This is a genomic window from Rhodococcus sp. B7740 (assembly GCF_000954115.1).
In the GTDB taxonomy this organism is placed as follows: domain Bacteria; phylum Actinomycetota; class Actinomycetes; order Mycobacteriales; family Mycobacteriaceae; genus Rhodococcoides.
The window spans coordinates 4,848,815-4,869,916 of the sequence record NZ_CP010797.1 but is presented as its reverse complement, the minus strand read 5'-3'; the positions used below and the strand labels follow the sequence as shown (position 1 = coordinate 4,869,916).

The window sequence follows — 21,102 nt, the reverse complement described above, 5'->3', positions numbered from 1 at the left end:
CCGAACACCCGACGCCTCAGCCCGCCATTTTCTCGTACAACCGCGTCACATCGGCGTCGGACCAGCCGGGCGGCTCGAGGATGTCGGCCCACATGTTCACGGCGTCGGCTCCGTAACTGTGGCCGTGTCCGTCGTCGACGTCGGTGGAGAAGACCTGATCGAACGTCAACTGCCAGAAGGTCACGAACGGGAACCACTGCACTCCTGGGTCGACGTCGGCACCGCGGGGTTCGCGTAACCAGTCGGGCCGGTTCAGGATCAGATCCGGTGACCACCACACGATCGGGTCGGATGCGTGCTGCCAGTACACGATTCGCGGCTCTTCCCACGGTCCGTCGATGTCGAGGTCACCGGACGAACTCGCGAAGCGCACGTGTTCGCCGCCGTCGACGACAGGCAGTATCTCGCGAGAACCGGCGTCGCGTCCGGCCGTGATGCGTGCCCATTGGGGGGTGAAGTTCGGGTTGCCGACCCACAGGGCACCGTCGATGCGCGCGATCATGTCCTGCGCGCCGCTGAACGCGTCCTGTCCGCCGTAGGCACCGAGGCTTTCACCGAACAACACCAGCTTGGGTCGCGCATCCTCGGGGAGTTCGCTCCACACCTCGTAGACCGCCTCGAAGAGGGCTCGTCCGGCGTCCTGCGGAGTCTGTCGATCGGCCAGAAATGCCATCGGGCTCGGCAGAAACGAGTACTGCATCGACGCGATCGCCGAGTTGCCGTCGTACAGGTATTCCAGAGGGCGAGCGACGTTTTCGTTCACCCACCCGCGTCCGGTCGTCGTCGCGACGCCCAGTACAGCGCGGGAGAATGCGCCGGTGCGTTCGAGCTCGGCCACCACCCGATCGGCGACGCCTTCGACGGTGTCCGCGGACTCCACGCCCGCGTAGACACGGATCGGTTGCACCGCAGGCCTTCCGGTGAACTCACTGATCTCGTCCGGTGATACCCCGGACACGACGAAGCGTCGCCCCTCCTGCCCCAGGGATTCCCACTCCTCGTTCGAGGCGTCCGAACCCGACAGTTCGGCCGCGGTGGGCTTCTCGACGCCCTCGTGGTTGCCGCGGTCCGCAGTCGAGGCCGACTGTTCCGCGACCGCAACGATGCCGCGAACGAGTGCGCCGTTGACGGCGAACACCACCAACAGGGCCACGACGATCACGCTGGCGATCCGTGCGACCGGCTTCGGCACATATTGCTTGCCCCACCGCGTCAAGGCCTGAGAAGCCCGCCGCAGCAGACGACCCAACGCCAAGACAGCGACGGCCACCACCACGGAGACGACCAGTACCGCGATGTACAGCGGCCTGCCGGGGTCCTCCACACCGACGAGCTTGCGAACGATCTGCTGCCACCACGATCCCAGGATCAGAAACAACGGAACGGCCACCGCCGCAGCAACAGCCAACGCCCACCACCCGCGTCGACGCCACTGCTCGGACCAGTCCGGCGACACCCCGCAGGTTCGAACCACCCACGCGATCAGGCAGCCGACGCCGTATCCGATCGCGATGCTGATACCGGTGGCCACCGCCTGCAGGTACCAGACGCGGGGCAACAGGGACGGCGTCATCGACAGCGCGAAGAACACCACGGCGAACAACAGGCCGACGGGATGGAGCGCGCGGCAGTACCGATCCGCTCGCGAGTCCTGCCAGAAGGAGCCGATCCGGGCCAACCGCCGTGTGGTCACGTCCTGATCGTATTTCTCGGCCGAGTGGGCTGCACCTGCTTCGACGTGCAAGCATTCAGGACATGAGTGTCCTGGTTTGCTTCCATGCACATCCCGACGACGAGGTGTTCGGGACCGGCGGGGTGATGCGCCTCGCCGCCGACGCCGGCCATCGCGTCGTCCTGGTCACCGCCACCGACGGTGCCCTCGGCGAATATCCCGACGGCATCCTCGCCGAGGGCGAGACGTTGGCCGAGCGCAGGCGCATCGAGCTCGATCGTTCGGCGGCCGCTCTCGGTGTCGCCCGCATCGTGCGGCTGCACTATGCCGATTCCGGTATGGCAGGCACTGCAGAGAACGCGAACCCCGACGCGTTCTGCAACGTCGATGTCGACACCGCGGCCCAGCGATTGGCCGAGGTGCTGCTCGAAGAGAAGGCCGACGTCGTCACCATCTACGACCCGAACGGTGGCTACGGTCACCCGGACCACATCCAGGTTCACGTCGTCGGCAAGCGCGCCACCGAGATCGCCGAGACTCGCTTCGTGTACGAGACCACCACCAACCGCGATCACATGCGCAGACTGATGGAGGCCAATCCGCACTGGGGCGAGGAAGCGTCACCGCCGGACCTGGAAACCTTCGGTCTGCCGGAAACCGAGATCACGACGGTGGTCGACGTGTCCGGCGCGATGGACGCCAAACGGGCAGCGATGGAAGCCCACGAAACACAGATCGGCGACTTCGGACCGTTTCTGCAGATGTCTCCGGAAGACCTCGCCACCACGTTCGGCACCGAATGGTTCAGAAAGCTCCGCGGCACCGGCGGCGTCGGGCTCACGGAGACCTCGCTCCCACTCTGACCTGGCCGGACAGCGGACGCAAGCGCGACGTACGCGTCGTGCAAGCGCCCGGGGCGATGGTTGGCCCCATGACCACACCAGCAATCGAGGCCCAGAACCTCGTCAAGACATTCGGTAAGCAACGCGCCGTCGACGGCGTCGGCCTGACCGTTCCCACCGGGGCGGTCTACGGCGTCCTCGGCCCCAACGGCGCGGGCAAGACCACGACGGTCCGCATGCTCGCCACCCTCCTGCGACCCGACGGCGGCTCGGCCCGCATCTTCGGCCACGATGTCGTCGCCGACGCCACCGCCGTCCGGTCTCTCGTCGGTGTCACCGGCCAGTACGCCTCGGTCGACGAGGACCTCACCGCAACCGAAAATCTCGTCGTCTTCTCCCGGCTGCTCGGACTCGGCCGCCGCGAGAGCAAAGCCAAAGCCGTCGAACTCCTCGAGGAATTCGGGCTGACCGAAGCGGCACACCGACCGTTGAAGATGTTCTCCGGTGGGATGCGTCGACGCCTCGATCTGGCCGCGAGCCTGATCTCGGCTCCGCCGCTGCTGTTCCTCGACGAGCCGACCACCGGCCTCGACCCCCGCACCCGAGCGCAGATGTGGGACACCATCCGTCGACTCGTCGCCGAGGGCTCGACCGTCCTGCTCACCACCCAGTACCTCGACGAGGCCGACCAACTGTGCGATCGAATCGCGGTGATCGACCACGGTCGTGTCATCGCCGAGAACACCGCCGACGGGCTCAAGTCGTCGGTAGGCACCTCCGCACTGTCTCTGACCCTCACGGACCGACACCGGATCGACGACGCCCGAGCGCTCGTCGCGACGCAACTGGGCACAGATGTGTCGGTCAGCCCCGAGTCCGCTCGACTGACCGCACCGATGACGGACACGTCGATGACCCCGGACATCTTGATTCGCTTGCGCGACTTCGGCATCGAGGTCGGCGAGATCACCGTCACCAAACCCAGCCTGGACGAGGTCTTCCTGACTCTCACCGGCAAGAGCGCAGACGAGGACGCAGCATGACCACCACACTCACCCGACGGTCTTCGACATACATCGACCCCGCCGACCGACCGGTCGTGCGCCACATCGGTCTGGCCCGCACCGTCACCCAGTCGATCACCATGGGATACCGCGGGCTGCTCAAACTCCGCCACAATCCGGAACAGCTCACCGACGTGGTGCTGCTGCCGGTCATCTTCACCCTGATGTTCAGCTACATCTTCGGCGGTGCGGTTGCGGGCGACGTCACCTCGTACCTGCCGATGATCGTGCCGGGAATCCTGGTCCAGACGGTCATCACCGGGTCCGTCGTCACCGGCACCCAGCTGCGAGAAGACATGGACAAGGGCGTCTTCGACCGCTTCCGATCACTCCCGATCGCTCGAATCTCCCCGCTCGCAGGAGCATTGATGGCCGATGTCATCCGCTACCTGATCGCCGCCGTGGTCTGCTTCGCCACCGGCTTCGCGATGGGCTACCACCCGGCGGGCGGAGCACTCGGTCTCCTCGGAGCCGTGCTGCTGGTGATGTTCTGTGCATGGGCGATCAGTTGGATCTTCGCACTGCTGGGCACCCTGATGAGCAAAGCCTCATCGGTTCAGGGCATCTCGATGCTGGTGTTGTTCCCACTGACGTTCCTGTCCAACGCCTTCGTCGACACCAGCACCATGCCGAGCTGGTTGCGCGCCTTCGCCGACGTCAACCCCGTCTCGCACCTGGTGACGGCCGTTCGTGAGCTGGCGAACAACGGGCACTTCGGAATTCACGTCGTGTACTCCCTCGTCGGCGGTGCCGTCATCGTCGCGATCTTCGCCCCACTGACCGTCCGCATGTACATGCGCAAGGCCTAGACGAGTGGAAGCAACCGCAGAATCTCGCGCAGCGCACCGTTTCTGGTGAATACAGCGGCCCGAGCGAGCCCGGCATCGACCGCACGGTCACCGGCAACCGCTCGGGCCGCACGCACATGTCGATCGATCCGCATCGACGGAAAGTCCTGCCGACCCACCGCCCTGCTCGACACCGCCAGCAACTCCACCCCCACGGCCCGGTTTCCGCGGTGAATCTCGAACGAACCCACCGCACACGCCACTGCGCCGAGCATCGGAACGTCGTAGAAACCGCCCGGTACCAACATATTCCACGGCTTGCGTGTCAACGCAGCCACCGCGTCGTCCATGTCCTCGGCGCGCCCGTGCAGAACGTGCGCACCGACAGCCGCACACACCAGAATCGTCATGAACGGATCGCTCGGATCCTCGGACGGCCACCCGCCCAACGCCAACGCCGCACGAAGACCCCCGAGACCCTGCTCGACGGCACCGTCCTCGAGATCCGCCGCCGCCCGCACCGCCGTCAGCGACGCTGAATTCGACCGCTGCTGAGCGTGATCCCAGCGGGCACCGACGTCGTCGCCCGAGGGTGGATCGAGGGTGAACTCCTGTCCCTGCGCCGCGGCCTCCAACTCGTCGATCAGTTCGCGTCCCTCGTCCACGCGACCGGCTCCGATCAACGCCATCGCCAGAAAAGCGCGCGTCTGCATACTCTCCTCGAACGCGTGCAGCTCCCACATGACGTCGGCCGAGGTCCGGTAGTACTCCACAGCCCGGGAGTAGTCACCCGAGAGCCCGTACGAGCTCGCCAGCGTCTGCGACGTCGAGCCGACGGCCCACAGATCGCCTCGACGGCGCGCGATGGCGAGCGCCTGCTCCGCGTCTCGGATCGACTCGTACAGGCGACCCGAGTTCTGCGCCATCATCGAGCGAACGACGTACGCGTTGCAGCGAACGTCGTCGTGCTCGGATCGGACGGCACGGGCCAGTTTTCGGGCCAGGCCTCGACCCCCGGCGTGGTGGACCACAACCTCCGAGTCGAAGCGCAACCCCGGCGACACCGCTGACCGACTGTTCAGCAAGTGCCGGAGATCTGTGCGAATGCGCGCTACCCGACGTAGATTCCCGCCGTAGGCGAAGTGGGCTGCCAGCACCAGCAGAGCCATCACGGCATTGTCGTCGGGCGTGCCGCCCATCCCGCCACGCATGCTGCTCATCACTCTGTCTGCCCAGTTGAGCACCTCCGAATGCGCCCCACGCATGGCCCAGAAGTAGCCCAGTACCGAGAACAAGGTACACACGTGGTCCGAAAACTGTTGCGCAAAAGAATGTCTCATCACCGACAGCAGGTTGTCGTGTTCGGCCTCCATCAGGGCGACCATCTCGGCCGGACGCCCACCCGAGTAGCCCGCGGACACCCGAACGGCGACGGACGCAGACCACTCCCGCAGTCGAGCTGCGACGGTTTCGGCCTCGCCACTGGCGTCGAGCTGCTCCTCGCCGTACTCGCGGACGGTCTCGAGCATGTGGTACCGAATTCCGGTCGGCGATTCGACCACGCTGAGCATGGACTGATCGACCAGACCGTCGAGCGCAGCCGAAATATCCTCCACCGCAGCCCATTGCGCCACCTGCCTCGCCGCGTCGAGATCGAATCCCGCCGGGAACCGGCACAATCGACGCAAGGCCGCTTGTTCGGAGGCGTCGAGCAGATTCCAACTCCAGTCGATGACGGCGTGCAACGTCCGATGCCGTTCCGGCCTGGTTCGATCCGCCGATTTCAGAAGCGTGAAGCGATGATCGAGCCTCGCGTCGATCTCCTCGACGCTCATCGACTTGACCCGCGCCGCAGCCAGTTCGATCGCCAACGGCAGTCCGTCCAAGGTGCGGCACAATCGGTTCACCGCGTCGGGTTCGAGGCGCGCCGACGGCCGGACCGCCCGGGCCCTGACGCAGAACAGTTCCGTCGCAGGCGAATTCGAGCCGACGACACCCAACGACGGTAGCGGGAAGACCGACTCGGCCGTGATCCCCATCGGGGAACGTGACGTCGCCAGCACCGTCACCGCGTCGGACGACGCCACCAGGGCGTCGACCACCACCGCGACCTCGTCGATCACGTGCTCGCAATTGTCGAGAATCAGCAATCCCCGCCGCGACGAGAAGACGTCGACCAGTCGTTCCCGAATCGAATGGACCCGGGTGACCGGGAGGCCACCGACCTTGATGTCGGCCTCGGTGAGCCCCAGGGTCGCTCCGATCGCCGACGCGACGTCCTCTTCGCTGCGCAGCGATGCCAGTTCGACGAAAGCCACCGACATGTGGGCACCGGCGCGGCGACCGAGTTCGTGTGCGATCCGCGTCTTACCCGCGCCGCCGGGTCCGAGGACAGTGGTGACGCGAGAACTGCCGAGCAGTACCTCGATCGCGTCGAGGTCCTCGCCTCGTCCGATCAGTGCGTTCGGTGCGGCGCGCAGACCGATGGTCTGCAGCATCTTCGGCGCGGTGTGCCCCAGAATCTCGGTGTTCAACGCGGTCACGGCCGGCGAGGGGTCCGTTCCCAGACGGTCGGCGAGTTCGGATCGCAGTGCCGCGAACACCGAGAGGGCATCGTTGGATCTGCCCGCGCCGTGCAGTGCACGAATCAGGTCGGCGGTGGCGAGCTCGTCGGTCGGGTCCGCGGCGACTCGCGCCCGCGCGAGCGGAATGGCGTCGTCGAAACGGCGCAACCCGAGCAACGCCGAGATCTGGACGGACCTCAGCGTGACCTCGAGCAGTTCGGCCTGCGCCCGGACCGGTTCCGCCGGCTCCCCTCGCCACAGGCCAGAGGCGTCGAGCACACCGTCGAGGGCGTCCTGCCACTGCGAAGCTGCGAGTCGACCCTCCGCGGCCCGCGTGAGGACGCGGGCGCGTCCGAGGTCGGTGTCGTCGCTGCCCAGCGCCAACCGATAGCCACCGCGGTCGCTCTCGAGAACACCTGCGGGCAACACCGACCGCAGCCGAGAGATCTGCGTCTGCAGAGCGTTCTTCGGCGAACGGGGCGTCTCGCCCGGCCACACCTCGTCGATGAGGGCCTGTGCCGACCGTATCCGCCCCGGTGCCAGCGCCAAGGCCACCAACAAGGCCTGCGCCCGCACACCCGGTACCGGAACCAGCTCGCTGTCTATTCGGGTCGCGACGACGCCGAGGATCCCCACCACCGGGAGGTCGGTCGTGAGGTCCTTCGTCCGAGGATGCGCGATATCGATGGGCACTGCCACCAGATCGTAGGCCGATGACGCGACCCCTTCGACCTGACGTTCGGATTGTTTCGAGCCTCTAACCAAACCGTGAGACGGTACAGTGTCCACGTCGCCTGTCACGAGGGCGAGTACGTCAGACCTGGACACCGTCACCGAAATGGAGAGGCCGGAGAAGCGATGCGTTCGTCAGTGGGTGTGTCCCTCGGCACGTGCGGCATTCGCACGGCTCGGACCACCGAAGACGGCGCATGGACCGACGGCACCCCGTTCGACGACTGGCAGCTCTCCCCCACGGCCGCGGACGTCGCCCGCGTCGTGCGCGGCATCGTCGACAGCCCGGACGCGCCCCAATCACTCGGCGTCGCCTATCGCACCCCCGCGGAACGTACCGGGATCGCCGACGCGCTGGCCGAGGAGTACGTCTCCGACGTCCATCTCATCGACAGAACCGGCGCGGCAATGGAATACCTGCGCCCAGGGCTTCCCTCCCACCATCGAACGATCGCGCTGTTCGACGCGGGCGAGACCGGAGTCGACGTCGACATCGTGGACGTCGAAACCGGCCGCTCCTACGGTTCGGCGCGGACCACCGCCATGAGTGGTGCCTCCTTCGACGCAGTGGTCCGTGAACACATACTCGGACTCGGCATAGTGCGTCCGCCCCACTCTCCCGACGAGGACAGCGCGCTGACGGCCTTCTGCCGCGGAATCAAGGAAGCTCTGTCCTCGCACCTGACCACCAGCACACCCGATGGCGAGCACATTCTCCTCGAACGGCACATCTTCGAGTTGTCCATCGCACGCTCCACCGAACAGGCCGCCGAGACGGTGCGCAGGCTCGGCCTGGAGGCCGAGTTCTATCCCGACGCCGTCATCGCCATCGGCGGCACGTCCAACGTCCCGTTGGTCCGGGCCACCCTCGAACGATTCCTGCAACTGCCGGTCGTCGTCCCGGACCGGCCCGAACTGGTCATCGCCGGTGGTGCCGCGGTACACGCCACCCACGTCGACGCGACCCACGTGCCGCCCGTCGTCTCGCACCGTCCCGCCCTGACTCGACTGGGCATGATCGCGCTGCCGATCGCGGGCGTCATCGCCGCAATCGGACTGTTCACCGCACTCGGATCCAGCGACGAGAATCAACGACTGAGCACCCCCGCCAGCGTCGGCGAATCGGTTCCACAGACCACGACACCCGCTGCCACCAGGACCACGACGCCCACATCGTCACCGCCGCCCGACATCCCACCTCCCCCGCCGACCACCACCGCGCCTGCGCCTGCTGCCGCGAATTCCGCGCCCTACGTGCAGTACCAGCAGCCGCACTACTACCCGCCGGCACCTCCGCCCGCCCCCACGGTGCCCCTGCCCCAGATTCCTGGTGTCCAGATGCCCGTGATCCCGCTGCCGGTATTGCCGCGCCTACCGTTCTGACCGGCCGCGTTCTCACCCGTCGGACAGATACGGAAAGATCGTCGCTCATGGCCACCACTGCGCAATGGATCGAAGGTGCGCGACCGCGCACACTCCCGAATGCGATCGCCCCCGTCCTCGTCGGCACCGGCGCGGCCGTGTCGCTGGACGGAGGAGTGTGGTGGAAGGCACTGCTGGCGTTGGTCGTCTCGTTGGCTCTGATCGTGGGCGTCAACTTCGCCAACGATTATTCCGACGGAATCCGCGGTACCGACGACGATCGAGTCGGGCCCCTGAGACTGGTCGGCTCGAAGGCCGCGTCCGCCGGGGCCGTCAAGAAGGCCGCGATCGGTTGCTTCGCTGTCGGCGCTGTGGCCGGACTGGTCCTGGCTGCGACCAGCGCGTGGTGGCTGATCGTCGTCGGACTGGTCTGCATCGCCGGAGCCTGGTACTACACCGGTGGCTCGAAGCCGTACGGCTACAGCGGTTTCGGCGAGATAGCCGTGTTCGTGTTCTTCGGTCTCGTCGCGGTTCTCGGCACCCAGTTCGTACAGGCCGAGCAGATCGACTGGGCCGGAGTGCTGGCAGCGGTCGCCGTCGGCTCGTTCTCGAGCGCGGTCCTCGTCGCGAACAACCTTCGTGATATCCCCACCGACACCGAATCGGGAAAGCTCACCCTCGCAGTGCGATTGGGCGACGCCCGCACCCGCTACCTGCATCTCGCGCTACTGGTGGTGCCGTTCGCGATGACCGTCGTTCTGATCGCTCGCACCCCGTGGGCACTCGTCGGCCTGCTCGCACTGCCCTTCGCCGCTCGCGCGAACTCCCCGGTACGCAAGGGAGCTCACGGATTCGAGCTGATTCCGGCGCTGCGTGATTCGGGCCTGGCGATGCTCGTCTGGGGCGCGAGCACCGGCGTGGCTTTGGCCTTCGCCTAACGCTTGTCGGGCACCAACGCACCCAGCAGAAAGTTCACGATCGAGATGATGATCGCACCCCAGAACGCGGCGGCGAACCCGACGATCTCGAGACCGTAGCCGGTCTGCGACGACAGCCAGCCCGTCAACAACAGCATCAACGCGTTGATCACGAGAGTGAACAGCCCGAGCGTCAGAATCAGCAACGGCAAGGACAGCAGCTGCACCAGCGGCTTGATGAACGCATTGACGATCGTCAACACCGCCGCGATACCGAGCAGCACCACGATGTCCCACCCGTCGCCGCGCCCCGAACTGGTGACAGTGATGCCATCCACGAATTCTTTGGCAACCCAGATGGCAACGGCGTTGATCACGAGCCGAATCAAGAAGTTCATGGCGCCATCGTAGGGTCGCAGACGGCCGAGAGCTACGACGTCCGAACGAGCGAGACGATCGATCGCAACTGCTGGAGCGAACCATGCTGCTGCACCAGTTCGGTGAACGAAGGATCGGCACCGCGAACCAAACCGAGAAGAATATGTTCGACGCCGATCTCGCGGTCCCGTCGTTCGACGGCTTCCTTCAGCGACAGCTTCAACACGTCCTTCGCCGATGGGGCGAAAGGGAGATGATGCGGTGACGCCTGTGCGCCCTCCAGCGCACCCGAACCGAGAGCGGAGTCGATCGTCGAGACGACAGCGTCCAGGTCGATTCCCAGGGACCTCAACGCACGCGCATCCTGAGACTGCACGTTCGCGAGCACTCCGTCGACGGTGAACCCGGCCTCGCCCAGCGCCGTCTGTAATGGCTCGTCGGCGACGGACAGCACTCCGAGAAACAGATGGACAGGCTCCACTCGGGGCGAGCGCAGAGTCCCTGCGTGACCCTGAGCGCTGATGACGACAGATCTGGCCGACTTGGTGAATCGCTCGAACATTGTTGCCTACCTTCCCTTTCCGCCGTGCTTCTTGTGGACTGCCTGCCTGCTGACTCCGAGCGAGTCGGCGATTGCCTGCCAGGCCCAACCGTTGCGTCGAGCGTTCTGGACCTGAACGGCCTCCAGGCGCTCGAGCAACCGCCGAAGAGCGGCTACCGCACGCAGCCCCTCCCCCGGATCGGAACTGGCGGCTGCGGCGGCAAGTGCAGTGGCTTCGGTCATGATGTCAATCTAAGTTGACAGGAGGCAGCTGTCAACCCCAGTTGACGCGTTGGTATACGACGCAGTCAGCGATCCAAAGCGATGTCGACAGTCACCCGCCCGCGATCGTCGCGGGTCGCCGTCGCCAGGCCGGAGTAGTGAACGCCGCCGAGGTCGACGTCGACGCGACCGCCGTCGTTCGTGAAGTTTCGCCACCAGTTCTTCTTGTCCGGCATGGCCACCCTGACTTTCAGGTGATCACCTTTCCGGCCGATAGCCAGCGGTAGCGAGATCTTCTTGCCGGACCTTCGGCCGGTGTACGTCAGGATCCCCATCGAACGTCCGAGAACCCTGTCGAGCACGGGCGCTTTCATCACGACCATGAAAACCCTGTTGAACGCTGCTGCCGATTTCTGGAAGGTGTTCACTTCGCCTCCTCCGGAGTCCCCCTGCACGTGAGGAAAAGCGTAGCGGCGTTGCTGCTCTACGGCATCGTCACTGCGAGGACACACCGCCCTCCATCGACTCGGCCACTACGTCCAGGGCTTCGAGGACTCGCGTGATTGCGGTAGTCGACCTCGTCGGATGCTCGAAAAGGACGGCAGAACTTGTCGGTGGCCGGTTCTACACTTCTCGGCATCGGGTCGAATACGTGTTCGGCCCTTCGTCGCTGGGGGGTGACATGGGGCTACGCGAGTCGACGTGGATGGCGGACGATCACTCTGCTCTCGCCGACGTCCTCGGTGCGCGCAGAAGGATAAACGCTGCTCTCGCATCGGAACTGTCCCTCATGGACGATTACGTTCGCGGCCGAACGGCATGCGCATCCCCGTGGGACACGGGAGTAACCGAAAAGGATCTCTACAGCTCCGCGATCTGCGAGCTGGCAGCGGCTCTCTCGTCCACCTTCGCATCGGTCAACAACAGGGTGCAGATGTGGCGCCGATTGCAGCCGTCGGTGAAGCGTCGATTCGTCGACGGTTCGCTCGACATGGAGCGGGTCAGGACGATTCACGATCACTTGCTCCACGCTCGTCCGAGCACGGTGGTCGATATCGAAGCCGAGGTTCTCAAGGCCGCTGGAGAAATGGCGCCCGGTGCCCTGGGGCGCGAGATCGATCGGTTGCTCACCGAGGCCGATCCGGAGTGGGACCGCGACGTGCGCAAGCGTGCCGCGCGCACGGAGAAGAGAATCCGGTTGCGGAGACGAGCACGGGGCCTGTCCAGCCTGACCGCGGTGATGACCGACGGTGAAGCCGACGAACAGATTTCACGAATCGACGCCGTGATCGCGCGACTGCACCCGGAGGACCCTCGATCCCCCGATCAACGACGAGGCGAAGCACACACTGCCTTGATGCGTGGCGAAACACTGGTCTGCCAGTGCGCGACGTGCCTGATCGATCGTGGTGACACCGCCACTCCCGAGTCCGAGGACCCGCAGCCCACCGGCGCGACCGACGCTTCGGCCGGCGACACAGCCCACGAGACATCTACCGCAAGTGGTGAACCCGTGCCGCAGGGGCCTGTTCGACCGATTGGGCAACCGCCACCGGCCAGGCAACCACCCAAGAACACAGCACAACCCGAGGACACAGCACCACCCGAGAACACAGCACGACCCGACCAGGCGTCGCCGCCCGGTGATAGACCGCGCCCGCGACCGGGAGGAGGGACGCTGATCGAACGTTGGCGGGCCGTCGTCGAGCGCAATACTCTCGGCGAGCACGCGCTCTACCCCGACGGACACGGAGGCATGACGGTTCCGCCGCCGGGGGCACTGTCTTACAAACCGAGTAGGGCACTCGCGGCGCGGGTACGAGCCGACCATCCGTACTGCCTGCATCCCGGCTGCGACGTGCCTTCGGATCGGTGCGATCTGGACCACATCGTCGAGTTCGACCGACAGAATCCGAAGCGAGGCGGCTGGACGATCCCGACGAACATCGGCCCGCGCTGTCGGCTCCACCACAACCTGAAAACACGCAAACTCTGGCACACCGAACTGCTGCCGGAGGGGGTGTTGCACATCGTCGATCCACTCGGACGCCACTACTTCACTGCGCCGACTCTGTGATGATTCCATCGCATAGGGTTGGTTCGGTGAGCACCGCGAATCTGACCCGGACCGAAACTCGCAGGCGATCGCGCCACATCAGCGGGGTGAACTATCGCGTTCACCTGGACCTTCTGCGCGCAGAAGACATGGACCTCGACACCTTCGAGACCGTGACGACCATCGAATTCGACGCGACGACCGCTACGACATGGGTGGATTTCATCGGTGCGACAGTCGACGAAGTCACCGTCAACGGCATCGACGCGGCGGTCGATTACGACGGCTCCCGCATTCAACTGGTCGGGCTCACCGAGCAGAACATCGTTCGGATTCGCGCGCACGGACGGTACAGCAGGACTGGCGAGGGACTGCACCGATTCGTCGATCCCGTCGACGATAACGTCTATCTCTACACCCAGTACGAACCGGCCGATGCACGCCGGGTGTTCGCGAACTTCGAGCAACCGGATCTCAAAGCCCCCTTCACCCTGACGGTCACGGCTCCGCCGACGTGGATCGTGCTGTCGAACCGAGAGGGAATCACTGCCGACTCGGTCACCACCTTCGTGCCGACCCTGCCGATATCGACGTACATCACCGCAGTTGCAGCAGGCCCGTATCACTGCGTCCAATCGTCCTGGACGCGAGGCGAACTCACCGTCCCTCTCGGTGCGTACTGCCGGGCGTCTCTCTCCGAGTACTTCGATGCCGAGGACATCTTCGACATCACGAAGCGGGGGCTGGACTTCTTTCACGACAAGTTCGACTACCCGTACCCGTTCGGAAAGTACGACCAGATCTTCGTCCCCGAATACAACCTCGGCGCGATGGAGAATCCCGGCCTCGTCACGTTCACCGAATCGTATGTATTCCGTTCTGCGGCAACCGAAGCTCAGTACGAGGCCCGCGCAAACACGATTCTGCACGAGATGGCGCACATGTGGTTCGGCGACCTCGTCACGATGCAGTGGTGGGACGACCTGTGGCTCAAGGAATCCTTCGCGGACTTCATGGGTGCGTACGCGTCGGCCGAGGCGACCCGATTCACCGATGCCTGGGTCAGTTTCGCCAACCGACGAAAAGCGTGGGCATACCTGCAGGACCAACTGCCGACCACCCACCCTATCGTCGCCGACATCACCGACCTCGAGGCTGCGAAGCTCAACTTCGACGGCATCACCTACGCCAAGGGGGCGAGCGTCCTCAAACAACTCGGAGCCTTCGTGGGTGCAGATGCCTTCTTCGCCGCTTCCCGCAACTACTTTCGCACCCACGCTTTCGGAAACACCACGCTGACGGATCTACTGAGCGAGATGTCCGCGGCGAGCGGGCGCGACCTCGATACCTGGGCTGCAGCATGGCTGCAGACCACCGGCGTCTCGACGCTCAGCTACACCGGCGATGCCGTCGAGCAGACAGACCCGCGGCCTCACCGAATCGCCGTCGGGCTCTACGATCTCGACGAAGCGGGGGATTTGACGAGAACGCACCGCCGAGAACTCGACATCACCGATGCACGAACGCCGGTCGACTTTCCCGATGCCGCACTGGTGCTGCTCAACGACGACGACCTGACGTACGCCAAGATCCGATTCGACGGGCGCTCGATCACCACCGTGCGGAACCACCTCGATCGCATCGTCGATCCCCTCGCCCGAGGCCTGGTGTGGTCGGCACTGTGGAACTCCACCCGCGACGCCGAGATGTCCGCACTCGAATACATCGACATCGCAACCAGATTCGCGCCCAACGAGCCCAAGATCGGCCTTCTGTCGGCGGTCACCGCGAACGTGGCGTACGCCCTCGAGCACTACCTCCCGGAGGACCGACGGGACGAACCGACCCGGCAGTGGCTCGAGGCGTCGTGGACGCAACTGCACGCGAGCGAGCCGGGGAGCGACGCCCAGTTGGTGTGGGGGCGAGCCACCGCGGCCGCCGCCCAACTCGACGGTTCCCGCGCAGCCGAACTGCGCGCACTTCTCGACGGCACAGCGACGGTGCCAGGTCTACGTCTCGATCCCGATCAGCGCTGGTCGTTCTGGTTGGCCCTGGCCGCAACCGGGAACGCGACCGCAGCCGAGCTCGACGCCGAGCTGGCCACCGACAACACCTTGTCGGGACGCACCGCACACACCGCGGCATCGACGGCGATACCCGATGCCGAGGTCAAGGCGAGGGCGTGGACTGCCATCACCGAGCGCGACGATGCGTCCAACGACGTTCTCGACGCCTTCATCACCGGTTTCGGGGCCGGGCACAGACCGGATCTGACCCAGCCCTACGGCAATCGTTACTTCGAGACCATCTCCTCGTTGTGGACCTCGCGCAGCATCGAGATCGCCAGGCGAATCGTGGTCCGTCTGTTCCCGCAGCAGTCGTCGACGGAGGCCGCGGACAGCTGGCTCGCCGAGCACGAGTGGGCACCGGCTGCCCTGCGGCGCTTGGTGATCGAGCAACGAGACCACCTGGCGAGAAGCCTCCGAGTGCAGGCGCGGCTAGGGTGATGGCCATGTCCACCAACGACACTCGCCGCTCGCTTGCCACTTCTGCGCTCGCTGCCGGCGGTCTGCTCGGCGGCTTCGCCGTTGCCCGGCAGTCTCACAATCGTCAGCTCGGCGGAGCGGTGCTCGCAGCCGTCGGGGTGGTATGCACGACCCGTTGGCAGAGATCCTCGGGTTCGGTCCGTGCCGGCGCCTTGCTCGGGACCTACCTCGTCGCGTTCGGTGCCTCGCACCCGCTGGCCAAGAAGATCGGTGCCTGGCCGGCGGTCGCCGCGGTGTCTGCCGCAACTGCAGCGGCATCGATGGCGGTGAGCAAGTAGGTCCGCTCAGAGCACCCCGGTACGAACGAACTGTTCGAGCGCTGCTGTTGGTTCGTCGAGATCCATGCCCTGGTTCGAGACCCATGTGTCGTCGAAATAGGTTTGCGAATACCGATCTCCGCCGTCGCACAGCAGTGTCACCACGCTCCCACTGCGGCCGGCGGCGATCATTTCCGCGATCAATCCGAACGCACCCCAGATGTTGGTGCCCGTCGATCCGCCCACTCGTTTGCCGAGTGCGTCCGAGGTGAATCGTGCGGCGGCCACGGAGGCGGCGTCGGGTACTGCGATCATTCGATCGATCACCTGGCCGACGAACGAGGGTTCGACGCGCGGTCGACCGATGCCCTCGATGCGTGAAGACTGCCCTGTTTCGTAGCCCGCGTCTCCCGACTCGTAGCCGCCGATGAACGCGGAGTTCTCGGGGTCGACCACGGCCAGTTGCGTTGCATGCCTTCGATATCGGATGTAGCGGCCGATGGTGGCACTGGTCCCACCGGTCCCCGCACCGACGACCACCCAGTCGGGAATGGGGCACTCCTCGAGCCGAAGTTGGTCGAAGATGGACTCGGCGATGTTGTTGTTTCCGCGCCAGTCGGTGGCTCGTTCGGCGTGCGTGAACTGGTCCATGTAGTGACTGTCGGGCTCGGCCGCGAGTCGATGCGCTTCGGTGTACATCTCACCGGGCTTGTCGACGAAGTGACATCTTCCGCCGTGAGACTCGATGAGTGCGACTTTGGCGGGACTGGTACTGCGTGGCATCACGGCGACGAACTTCAGTCCGAGCAGTCCGGCGAAATACGCTTCACTGACGGCAGTGGAGCCCGACGAGGCCTCGATCACCGTGGTGCGTTCGGTGACCCAGCCGTTGCAGATCGCGTACAGGAAGAGCGACCGAGCCAACCGATGCTTCAGGCTGCCGGTGATGTGCGTCGACTCGTCTTTCAGATACAGCGAGATTCCCCAGGCCGCGGGGAGGGGGTATCGCAGCAGGTGCGTGTCGGCGCTGCGCTGGGAATCGGCCTCGATCAACCGGACCGCGTTGTCGACCCACTCCCGGGATCCCGAATGATCGACCGACCTGGTCACTTCTTGCCGTCTTCACCGCGCAGCTTCGACTGCAGGTCCGCGCGCGCGGCGCGCCTGTCCTCGTCGACGGCTGCGATGGACTCGTTGACGCGGATGCGCATGTTCTTGAACAGGAGCAGCGAGAGAGGTAGTGAGATCAGCACCGAAAAAATCGCGGCCACGAGTACCGGGACCTCGACGCCGAAGAGTAAACCGACGCCGACGATGACGGCCGCGATCACGACGACGAGCGCCAGTCGCGCGAAGGTGTAGACACCGAGGTTCACGGCGAGTGACTTCTTCGCCGACCTTCCTGGCGCGGCATTTCCGCTGGTGGGATCGTTGCTCTCGGCATTCGTCGCGTCGCTCACGGGTCCCAATCTACCGGGCTCGGCAGCCACTCCGACCCACCCCCGGCATGACCGATTTGTCCATTACCTCCCCTTTACCAACCTTGTATCAGTCGAGTACCTAGGGGTTCGAGTGCAACCATGGGGATCGAACGCAGCAGACCGATATCTCCGGTTCGACGCATATGCACCGAACCGCATCGTAGGAGGACACGACAAGATGAGCGCACCCACATTTCACAAGGCTCAGGACTCACTGCTCACTCCGGGTCAGGTAGCCGCGCTTTTCCACGTCGACCCCAAGACAGTGACGCGCTGGGCACATGCCGGCCGCCTCGGATCCCTCCGCACTCCGGGCGGGCACCGTCGATTCCGCGAGACCGAGGTCATGCAGTTGCTGACCTCACTGACGACGGAAGCCGGCACACACCACTGATCGGCTGGCTCTGAGGCCGATCCACCCGCAGTATCCGCACCCGTACGAACTCATCGAACATTCTCAGGAATCTTCGACGCTCGACGGGTGCGGAGGTGGTTGCATCACAGCTACTCTCGTAGTAGGAGGTGCGTCGTGATCTATCTTTTGGCGTTGATCGGCTTGGTGGCAGTAATCGTGCTGTTCTGGAAGGCATTCGGACCCAGTACGCAGGCTCCACCCACCCGCACTGTGGGACCCGATGACGATCCCGATTTTCTGTGGCGGATCAACCGTGAGGCTCGCCGCGGAGGGAAAGACGGAACCGAGGCCGGCACCGAACCCAGCGAATAGGTCCGGTGGTTCTCAGTTGCATTGGGCAGCGGTGGGCGCGTCGGGGAATCCCGCCGCTACCGCCGCCGCGACTTCCAGCAGTGCCTTTCGTGTGCGCCCACGAAGACGATCGAGTTCGATTTCCGCCCCCTCCTCGAGATGCGGGTCGAACGGGATCGTGCGAACCCGAGCGCAACGCTGCTCGAAGTGTTCGACAACTTTCTGCAGGTCGACCTTTCCGGCCCTTTGCCGAACGCCGTTGACGACCGCAACCGATGTGGCGACCAGTTCCCGGTAGCCGTGCGCATCGAGCCAATCCAGCGTTGCCGACGCGCTGCGCACACCATCCACCGACCCCGAGCTGACCACCACCAGAGTGTCGGCTCCCTCGAGAATTCGTTCCATGGCCGAGTGCATCAGACCGGTGCCGCAATCGGTGATGACGATGCTGTAGAACTTCTCCAACAGCGACACCGCACGATCGTAATCCTCACCGCTGAATGCCTCCGAGGCTGCCGGATCCGAATCGGATGCCAACACCTCCAGTCGATGCACGTTCTGCGACGTGTATGCCCTCACGTCGCTGTAGCGGTCCAGAGACTGTATGTCGCGCAACAGATTACGGACGGTGGAGGTCGTCTCGAGCGGCACCTTCTGACCCAGCGTTCCGCGATCGGGGTTGGCGTCGATCGCGATCACCCGATCACCTCGAATCTCGGCGAACGTCGAGCCGAGGGTGGCCGTCGTCGTGGTCTTGCCGACACCGCCCTTCAGCGACAGCACCGCGACGCGATGGCATCCGACAAGAGGCCGATCCACCTGCGCGGTCAAGGCCGAGCGTCGCTGCTGGGCGGCACTGTTTCCGACATCCACACGACCACCCGTCATCAGATACAACGCCCGACGCCACCCTCCCAGCGGCGGCGCATTCCCCGATCGGACGAGCAACGAACTGCCGAGATCGAGTGAAGAGACCTGCTGCTCCGCCGACCGACTCTGGTCGAAGGCCGCCGGTGCCGGTGCCGGTGCGACCACCATCGCGTCACCCGGGGCTTGCCTGAGCTGCTGGGGCTGACCAGGATGCGGCTGATTCGGATGTTGCCGACCGGGCCACTGGCCGGGCTGAGGTCCCCATTGTGTCTGAGGGTTCCACTGATTCTGGGTATGCCACTGGCCCTCCGCCACCGAGTGCTGCTGCGGATCGCCGTGGTTCTGCGGTGACCAATTGTGTTGCGGCCCAGCTTGATTCTGCGGAGCCAACTGATTTTGCGGAGCCCACTGGTTCTGGGGCCCCGGGTTCTGAGGGGCCCAGTTCTGAGGCAGCGAATTCTGAGGAGCCCAGTTCTGCGGAGCCGAGTTCTGAGGCACCGGGCCCGAAGGCACCGGGCCCGAAGGCACCGGGCCTGACGGCATCGGACCCTGCGGCGGGGGTGGTGCCGACGCGACGGGCGGGCTCGCCTCGGGGGGCGTGTGTGGAGGAGTCGGTTTCACGGTCGGCGCCACGGGAGCCTTCGGCGCTTGCACCGGTGTCGTCGGTGTTGCCGTCGCGGTCTTGCCTTCCTCGGCCGGGGTCGCGGCGACCCCGGCATCCTTGCCGTCACCTTCTACCGGCCCAGACGGGTCTTTTGGTCGGGAAGCGCGCGGTGCAGGATTCGGCGGAGGTGTCGGCGCGGTCTCGGACTGCGGCGCGGGCGGGCTCGAGATGCTCTCGGGCGGCATGGTGATGGGGGTCGATCGAAAGGGCTCGCGCGGCGGTGTGGGTATGGCCTCCGTCGTCGCTGCGACGGCGATCGGTTCGGACCCCGTGGGCGGCGCTGCATGATCTTCCGGTACATCGTCGTCCAGTGGCCGGACGGGTTGCCAGTTGTCCTCGTGCCGATCGGCCATGACCGATTCCCCCCAGTTCGCGTCCCACATCGAAGATCCGAGCTCGGATGTGTCCCCCATCGAGCCGGATCGGACGCTACCAGCTGGAGGTCCAGCGTGGAGGCTGTGGAACGAGCGAAGGTCAGTTCAGTCCCGCGTAGCTGTGCAGTCCCGAGACCACCATGTTGATGATGAAGAGGTTGAAGAGCATGGCGGTGAATCCGGCGATGTTGATCCACGCTGCGCGGGTGTTGCGCCATCCGGAGGTGGCGCGGGCGTGCAGGTAGGCGGCGTAGATGATCCAGGTGATGAACGACATGGTCTCTTTGGGGTCCCAGCCCCAGAAACGTCCCCATGCGGCTTCGGCCCAGATTGCGCCGAGGATGACGCCTGCTCCGAAGAGCGGGAAGGCGACGATCGTCGTCTTGTAGGCGAGTCGGTCGAGAGCTTGGGCGTCGGGCAGCTTGGAGGCGAATTTGCCCCAGAAACCGACGCTTTCCTCTCCCAGGGGCTGCTTGATGCGGAGCAGGAACAGCAGGCTCGCGACGCCGGAGACCAGCAGGATGCCGCTTCCGACGCTGACGATGGTGACGTGGATGGGCAGCCAGTACGAGCGCAGAGCGGGGACGACCGGTGCGGCGTCGGCGTAGAGCTTGGTGGCGGCGAAGAACATCAGCACGATGATCGGCGCGAGGACGAACACGAGCATCGGGCGCATCGTCTTCTTGCGCAGCACGATCACCGAGGTCAGGGCGGCGGCTGCCGTGGCCATGGTGACGAACTCGTACATGTTGCCGAGCGGGAAGCGGTGGGTGGCGAAGCCGCGGAGTACCACCGAGGCGACGTGCAGGGCGAGGGCTGGGGCGAGCAACGCGAAGCCCATGCCTGCGAGTCGTTCGGACAGCGGTCGCTTCGGTGTTTCGACGACGCGTCCGGGTCGGCTGTCGGCAATGGGGGCACCGGCACCGACGAGTTCCTTGGCTTGTACTGCCGTCGCCTTGGCGGAGGCGTACTGGGCGATGAGCAGGACGAATGCGAGCACGTAGATGGTGAACGCTGATTCGAAGGACCAGTCGCTGTACTGCGAGAGGGTCTCGTTGATCGGCAT

The 21,102-nt window shown here is 65.2% G+C and carries 21 protein-coding genes; 11 read left to right on the top strand and 10 right to left on the bottom strand.

What is annotated here, in order from left to right:
• Positions 1 to 16: 16 nt before the first annotated feature.
• Positions 17 to 1,693, bottom strand: coding sequence for an alpha/beta hydrolase (locus NY08_RS22805; protein WP_235387001.1), 1,677 nt, complete (start codon positions 1,691 to 1,693; stop codon positions 17 to 19).
• 62 nt (positions 1,694 to 1,755) lie between these two features.
• Between NY08_RS22805 and NY08_RS22800 the strand changes: the two genes are divergently transcribed.
• From NY08_RS22800 to NY08_RS22790, 3 genes are all read left to right on the top strand, one after another.
• Positions 1,756 to 2,535, top strand: a complete 780-nt coding sequence (locus NY08_RS22800) for a PIG-L family deacetylase (protein WP_045198964.1) — start codon at positions 1,756 to 1,758, stop codon at positions 2,533 to 2,535.
• A 68-nt stretch (positions 2,536 to 2,603) separates the two neighbouring features.
• Positions 2,604 to 3,557 (top strand): ATP-binding cassette domain-containing protein, encoded by a 954-nt coding sequence (locus tag NY08_RS22795; RefSeq protein ID WP_235387000.1) that lies wholly within the window; start codon positions 2,604 to 2,606, stop codon positions 3,555 to 3,557.
• The gene (locus NY08_RS22790; RefSeq protein ID WP_032393914.1) at positions 3,554 to 4,387 is read left to right on the top strand and encodes an ABC transporter permease; all 834 of its coding nucleotides are present in this window, start codon (positions 3,554 to 3,556) and stop codon (positions 4,385 to 4,387) included. The genes NY08_RS22795 and NY08_RS22790 overlap by 4 nt, the downstream gene beginning before the upstream one ends.
• Here the strand turns inward: NY08_RS22790 and NY08_RS22785 are convergent.
• Entirely contained in the window at positions 4,384 to 7,629 is a 3,246-nt protein-coding gene (locus NY08_RS22785) for a BTAD domain-containing putative transcriptional regulator (RefSeq protein ID WP_144407418.1), read from the bottom strand. The genes NY08_RS22790 and NY08_RS22785 overlap by 4 nt on opposite strands.
• A gap of 159 nt (positions 7,630 to 7,788) precedes the next feature.
• On the opposite strand from NY08_RS22785, the gene NY08_RS22780 reads away from it, so the two are divergent.
• Both NY08_RS22780 and NY08_RS22775 read left to right on the top strand, forming a co-directional pair.
• On the top strand, positions 7,789 to 9,045 hold the full coding sequence (locus tag NY08_RS22780; RefSeq protein WP_144407417.1) for an Hsp70 family protein: 1,257 nt from the start codon (positions 7,789 to 7,791) through the stop codon (positions 9,043 to 9,045).
• Between the two features lie 47 nt (positions 9,046 to 9,092).
• Positions 9,093 to 9,962: a 1,4-dihydroxy-2-naphthoate polyprenyltransferase gene (locus NY08_RS22775; protein ID WP_032393912.1), complete on the top strand. Its 870-nt coding sequence runs from the start codon at positions 9,093 to 9,095 to the stop codon at positions 9,960 to 9,962.
• Here NY08_RS22775 and NY08_RS22770 read toward each other — a convergent pair.
• From NY08_RS22770 to NY08_RS22755, 4 genes are all read right to left on the bottom strand, one after another.
• Entirely contained in the window at positions 9,959 to 10,339 is a 381-nt protein-coding gene (locus tag NY08_RS22770) for a phage holin family protein (RefSeq protein ID WP_032393911.1), read from the bottom strand. The genes NY08_RS22775 and NY08_RS22770 overlap by 4 nt on opposite strands.
• 32 nt (positions 10,340 to 10,371) lie before the next feature.
• Positions 10,372 to 10,881, bottom strand: a complete 510-nt coding sequence (locus NY08_RS22765; RefSeq protein WP_045198957.1) for a Clp protease N-terminal domain-containing protein — start codon at positions 10,879 to 10,881, stop codon at positions 10,372 to 10,374.
• A gap of 6 nt (positions 10,882 to 10,887) precedes the next feature.
• Positions 10,888 to 11,103, bottom strand: coding sequence for a hypothetical protein (locus NY08_RS22760; protein WP_032393909.1), 216 nt, complete (start codon positions 11,101 to 11,103; stop codon positions 10,888 to 10,890).
• Between the two features lie 65 nt (positions 11,104 to 11,168).
• A complete protein-coding gene (locus NY08_RS22755; RefSeq protein ID WP_045198955.1) occupies positions 11,169 to 11,510 on the bottom strand; it encodes a nitroreductase/quinone reductase family protein in 342 nt (113 codons plus the stop codon).
• Between the two features lie 254 nt (positions 11,511 to 11,764).
• On the opposite strand from NY08_RS22755, the gene NY08_RS22750 reads away from it, so the two are divergent.
• From NY08_RS22750 to NY08_RS22740, 3 genes are read left to right on the top strand one after another with little or no spacing between them, the layout of a single operon-like run.
• Positions 11,765 to 13,159, top strand: a complete 1,395-nt coding sequence (locus NY08_RS22750) for an HNH endonuclease signature motif containing protein (protein WP_045198953.1) — start codon at positions 11,765 to 11,767, stop codon at positions 13,157 to 13,159.
• A gap of 26 nt (positions 13,160 to 13,185) precedes the next feature.
• The gene (pepN, locus tag NY08_RS22745; protein ID WP_045198950.1) at positions 13,186 to 15,645 is read left to right on the top strand and encodes an aminopeptidase N; all 2,460 of its coding nucleotides are present in this window, start codon (positions 13,186 to 13,188) and stop codon (positions 15,643 to 15,645) included.
• A 5-nt stretch (positions 15,646 to 15,650) separates the two neighbouring features.
• Complete coding sequence (locus NY08_RS22740; protein WP_082074079.1) at positions 15,651 to 15,962, top strand: hypothetical protein; 312 nt, start codon at positions 15,651 to 15,653, stop codon at positions 15,960 to 15,962.
• Positions 15,963 to 15,968: 6 nt separating this feature from the next.
• On the opposite strand, the gene NY08_RS22735 is transcribed toward NY08_RS22740, so the two are convergent.
• The gene (locus NY08_RS22735; RefSeq protein ID WP_045198946.1) at positions 15,969 to 17,051 is read right to left on the bottom strand and encodes a PLP-dependent cysteine synthase family protein; all 1,083 of its coding nucleotides are present in this window, start codon (positions 17,049 to 17,051) and stop codon (positions 15,969 to 15,971) included.
• Entirely contained in the window at positions 17,048 to 17,401 is a 354-nt protein-coding gene (locus NY08_RS22730; protein ID WP_082074078.1) for a DUF4229 domain-containing protein, read from the bottom strand. The genes NY08_RS22735 and NY08_RS22730 overlap by 4 nt, the downstream gene beginning before the upstream one ends.
• A 199-nt stretch (positions 17,402 to 17,600) precedes the next feature.
• Between NY08_RS22730 and NY08_RS22725 the strand changes: the two genes are divergently transcribed.
• Together NY08_RS22725 and NY08_RS22720 are read left to right on the top strand one after the other, a co-directional pair.
• Positions 17,601 to 17,816: a BldC family transcriptional regulator gene (locus tag NY08_RS22725; protein ID WP_008713732.1), complete on the top strand. Its 216-nt coding sequence runs from the start codon at positions 17,601 to 17,603 to the stop codon at positions 17,814 to 17,816.
• Positions 17,817 to 17,951: 135 nt separating this feature from the next.
• Positions 17,952 to 18,149, top strand: coding sequence for a hypothetical protein (locus NY08_RS22720; RefSeq protein WP_032393904.1), 198 nt, complete (start codon positions 17,952 to 17,954; stop codon positions 18,147 to 18,149).
• Between the two features lie 12 nt (positions 18,150 to 18,161).
• On the opposite strand, the gene NY08_RS26525 is transcribed toward NY08_RS22720, so the two are convergent.
• Positions 18,162 to 19,388 carry a nucleotide-binding protein gene (locus NY08_RS26525; protein ID WP_442970854.1) on the bottom strand — a complete coding sequence of 409 codons (1,227 nt, stop codon included), beginning with the start codon at positions 19,386 to 19,388 and terminating at the stop codon, positions 18,162 to 18,164.
• Positions 19,389 to 19,719: 331 nt separating this feature from the next.
• On the opposite strand from NY08_RS26525, the gene NY08_RS26520 reads away from it, so the two are divergent.
• Positions 19,720 to 19,950, top strand: coding sequence for a hypothetical protein (locus NY08_RS26520; protein ID WP_235386998.1), 231 nt, complete (start codon positions 19,720 to 19,722; stop codon positions 19,948 to 19,950).
• Positions 19,951 to 20,136: 186 nt separating this feature from the next.
• Here the strand turns inward: NY08_RS26520 and ccsB are convergent, their stop codons facing one another.
• Positions 20,137 to 21,102, bottom strand: a complete 966-nt coding sequence (gene ccsB, locus NY08_RS22705) for a c-type cytochrome biogenesis protein CcsB (RefSeq protein ID WP_032393902.1) — start codon at positions 21,100 to 21,102, stop codon at positions 20,137 to 20,139.

Excerpts from the sequence above, each read along its gene's own strand:
- NY08_RS22800 (WP_045198964.1), top strand. The coding sequence starts at position 1,756 with ATGAGTGTCCTGGTTTGCTTCCATGCACATCCCGACGACGAGGTGTTC.
- NY08_RS22795 (WP_235387000.1), top strand. The coding sequence starts at position 2,604 with ATGACCACACCAGCAATCGAGGCCCAGAACCTCGTCAAGACATTCGGT.
- NY08_RS22790 (WP_032393914.1), top strand. The coding sequence starts at position 3,554 with ATGACCACCACACTCACCCGACGGTCTTCGACATACATCGACCCCGCC.
- NY08_RS22780 (WP_144407417.1), top strand. The coding sequence starts at position 7,789 with ATGCGTTCGTCAGTGGGTGTGTCCCTCGGCACGTGCGGCATTCGCACG.
- NY08_RS22775 (WP_032393912.1), top strand. The coding sequence starts at position 9,093 with ATGGCCACCACTGCGCAATGGATCGAAGGTGCGCGACCGCGCACACTC.
- NY08_RS22770 (WP_032393911.1), bottom strand. The coding sequence starts at position 10,339 with ATGAACTTCTTGATTCGGCTCGTGATCAACGCCGTTGCCATCTGGGTT.
- NY08_RS22765 (WP_045198957.1), bottom strand. The coding sequence starts at position 10,881 with ATGTTCGAGCGATTCACCAAGTCGGCCAGATCTGTCGTCATCAGCGCT.
- NY08_RS22760 (WP_032393909.1), bottom strand. The coding sequence starts at position 11,103 with ATGACCGAAGCCACTGCACTTGCCGCCGCAGCCGCCAGTTCCGATCCG.
- NY08_RS22750 (WP_045198953.1), top strand. The coding sequence starts at position 11,765 with ATGGGGCTACGCGAGTCGACGTGGATGGCGGACGATCACTCTGCTCTC.
- NY08_RS22740 (WP_082074079.1), top strand. The coding sequence starts at position 15,651 with ATGTCCACCAACGACACTCGCCGCTCGCTTGCCACTTCTGCGCTCGCT.
- NY08_RS22725 (WP_008713732.1), top strand. The coding sequence starts at position 17,601 with ATGAGCGCACCCACATTTCACAAGGCTCAGGACTCACTGCTCACTCCG.
- ccsB (WP_032393902.1), bottom strand. The coding sequence starts at position 21,102 with ATGCCGATCAACGAGACCCTCTCGCAGTACAGCGACTGGTCCTTCGAA.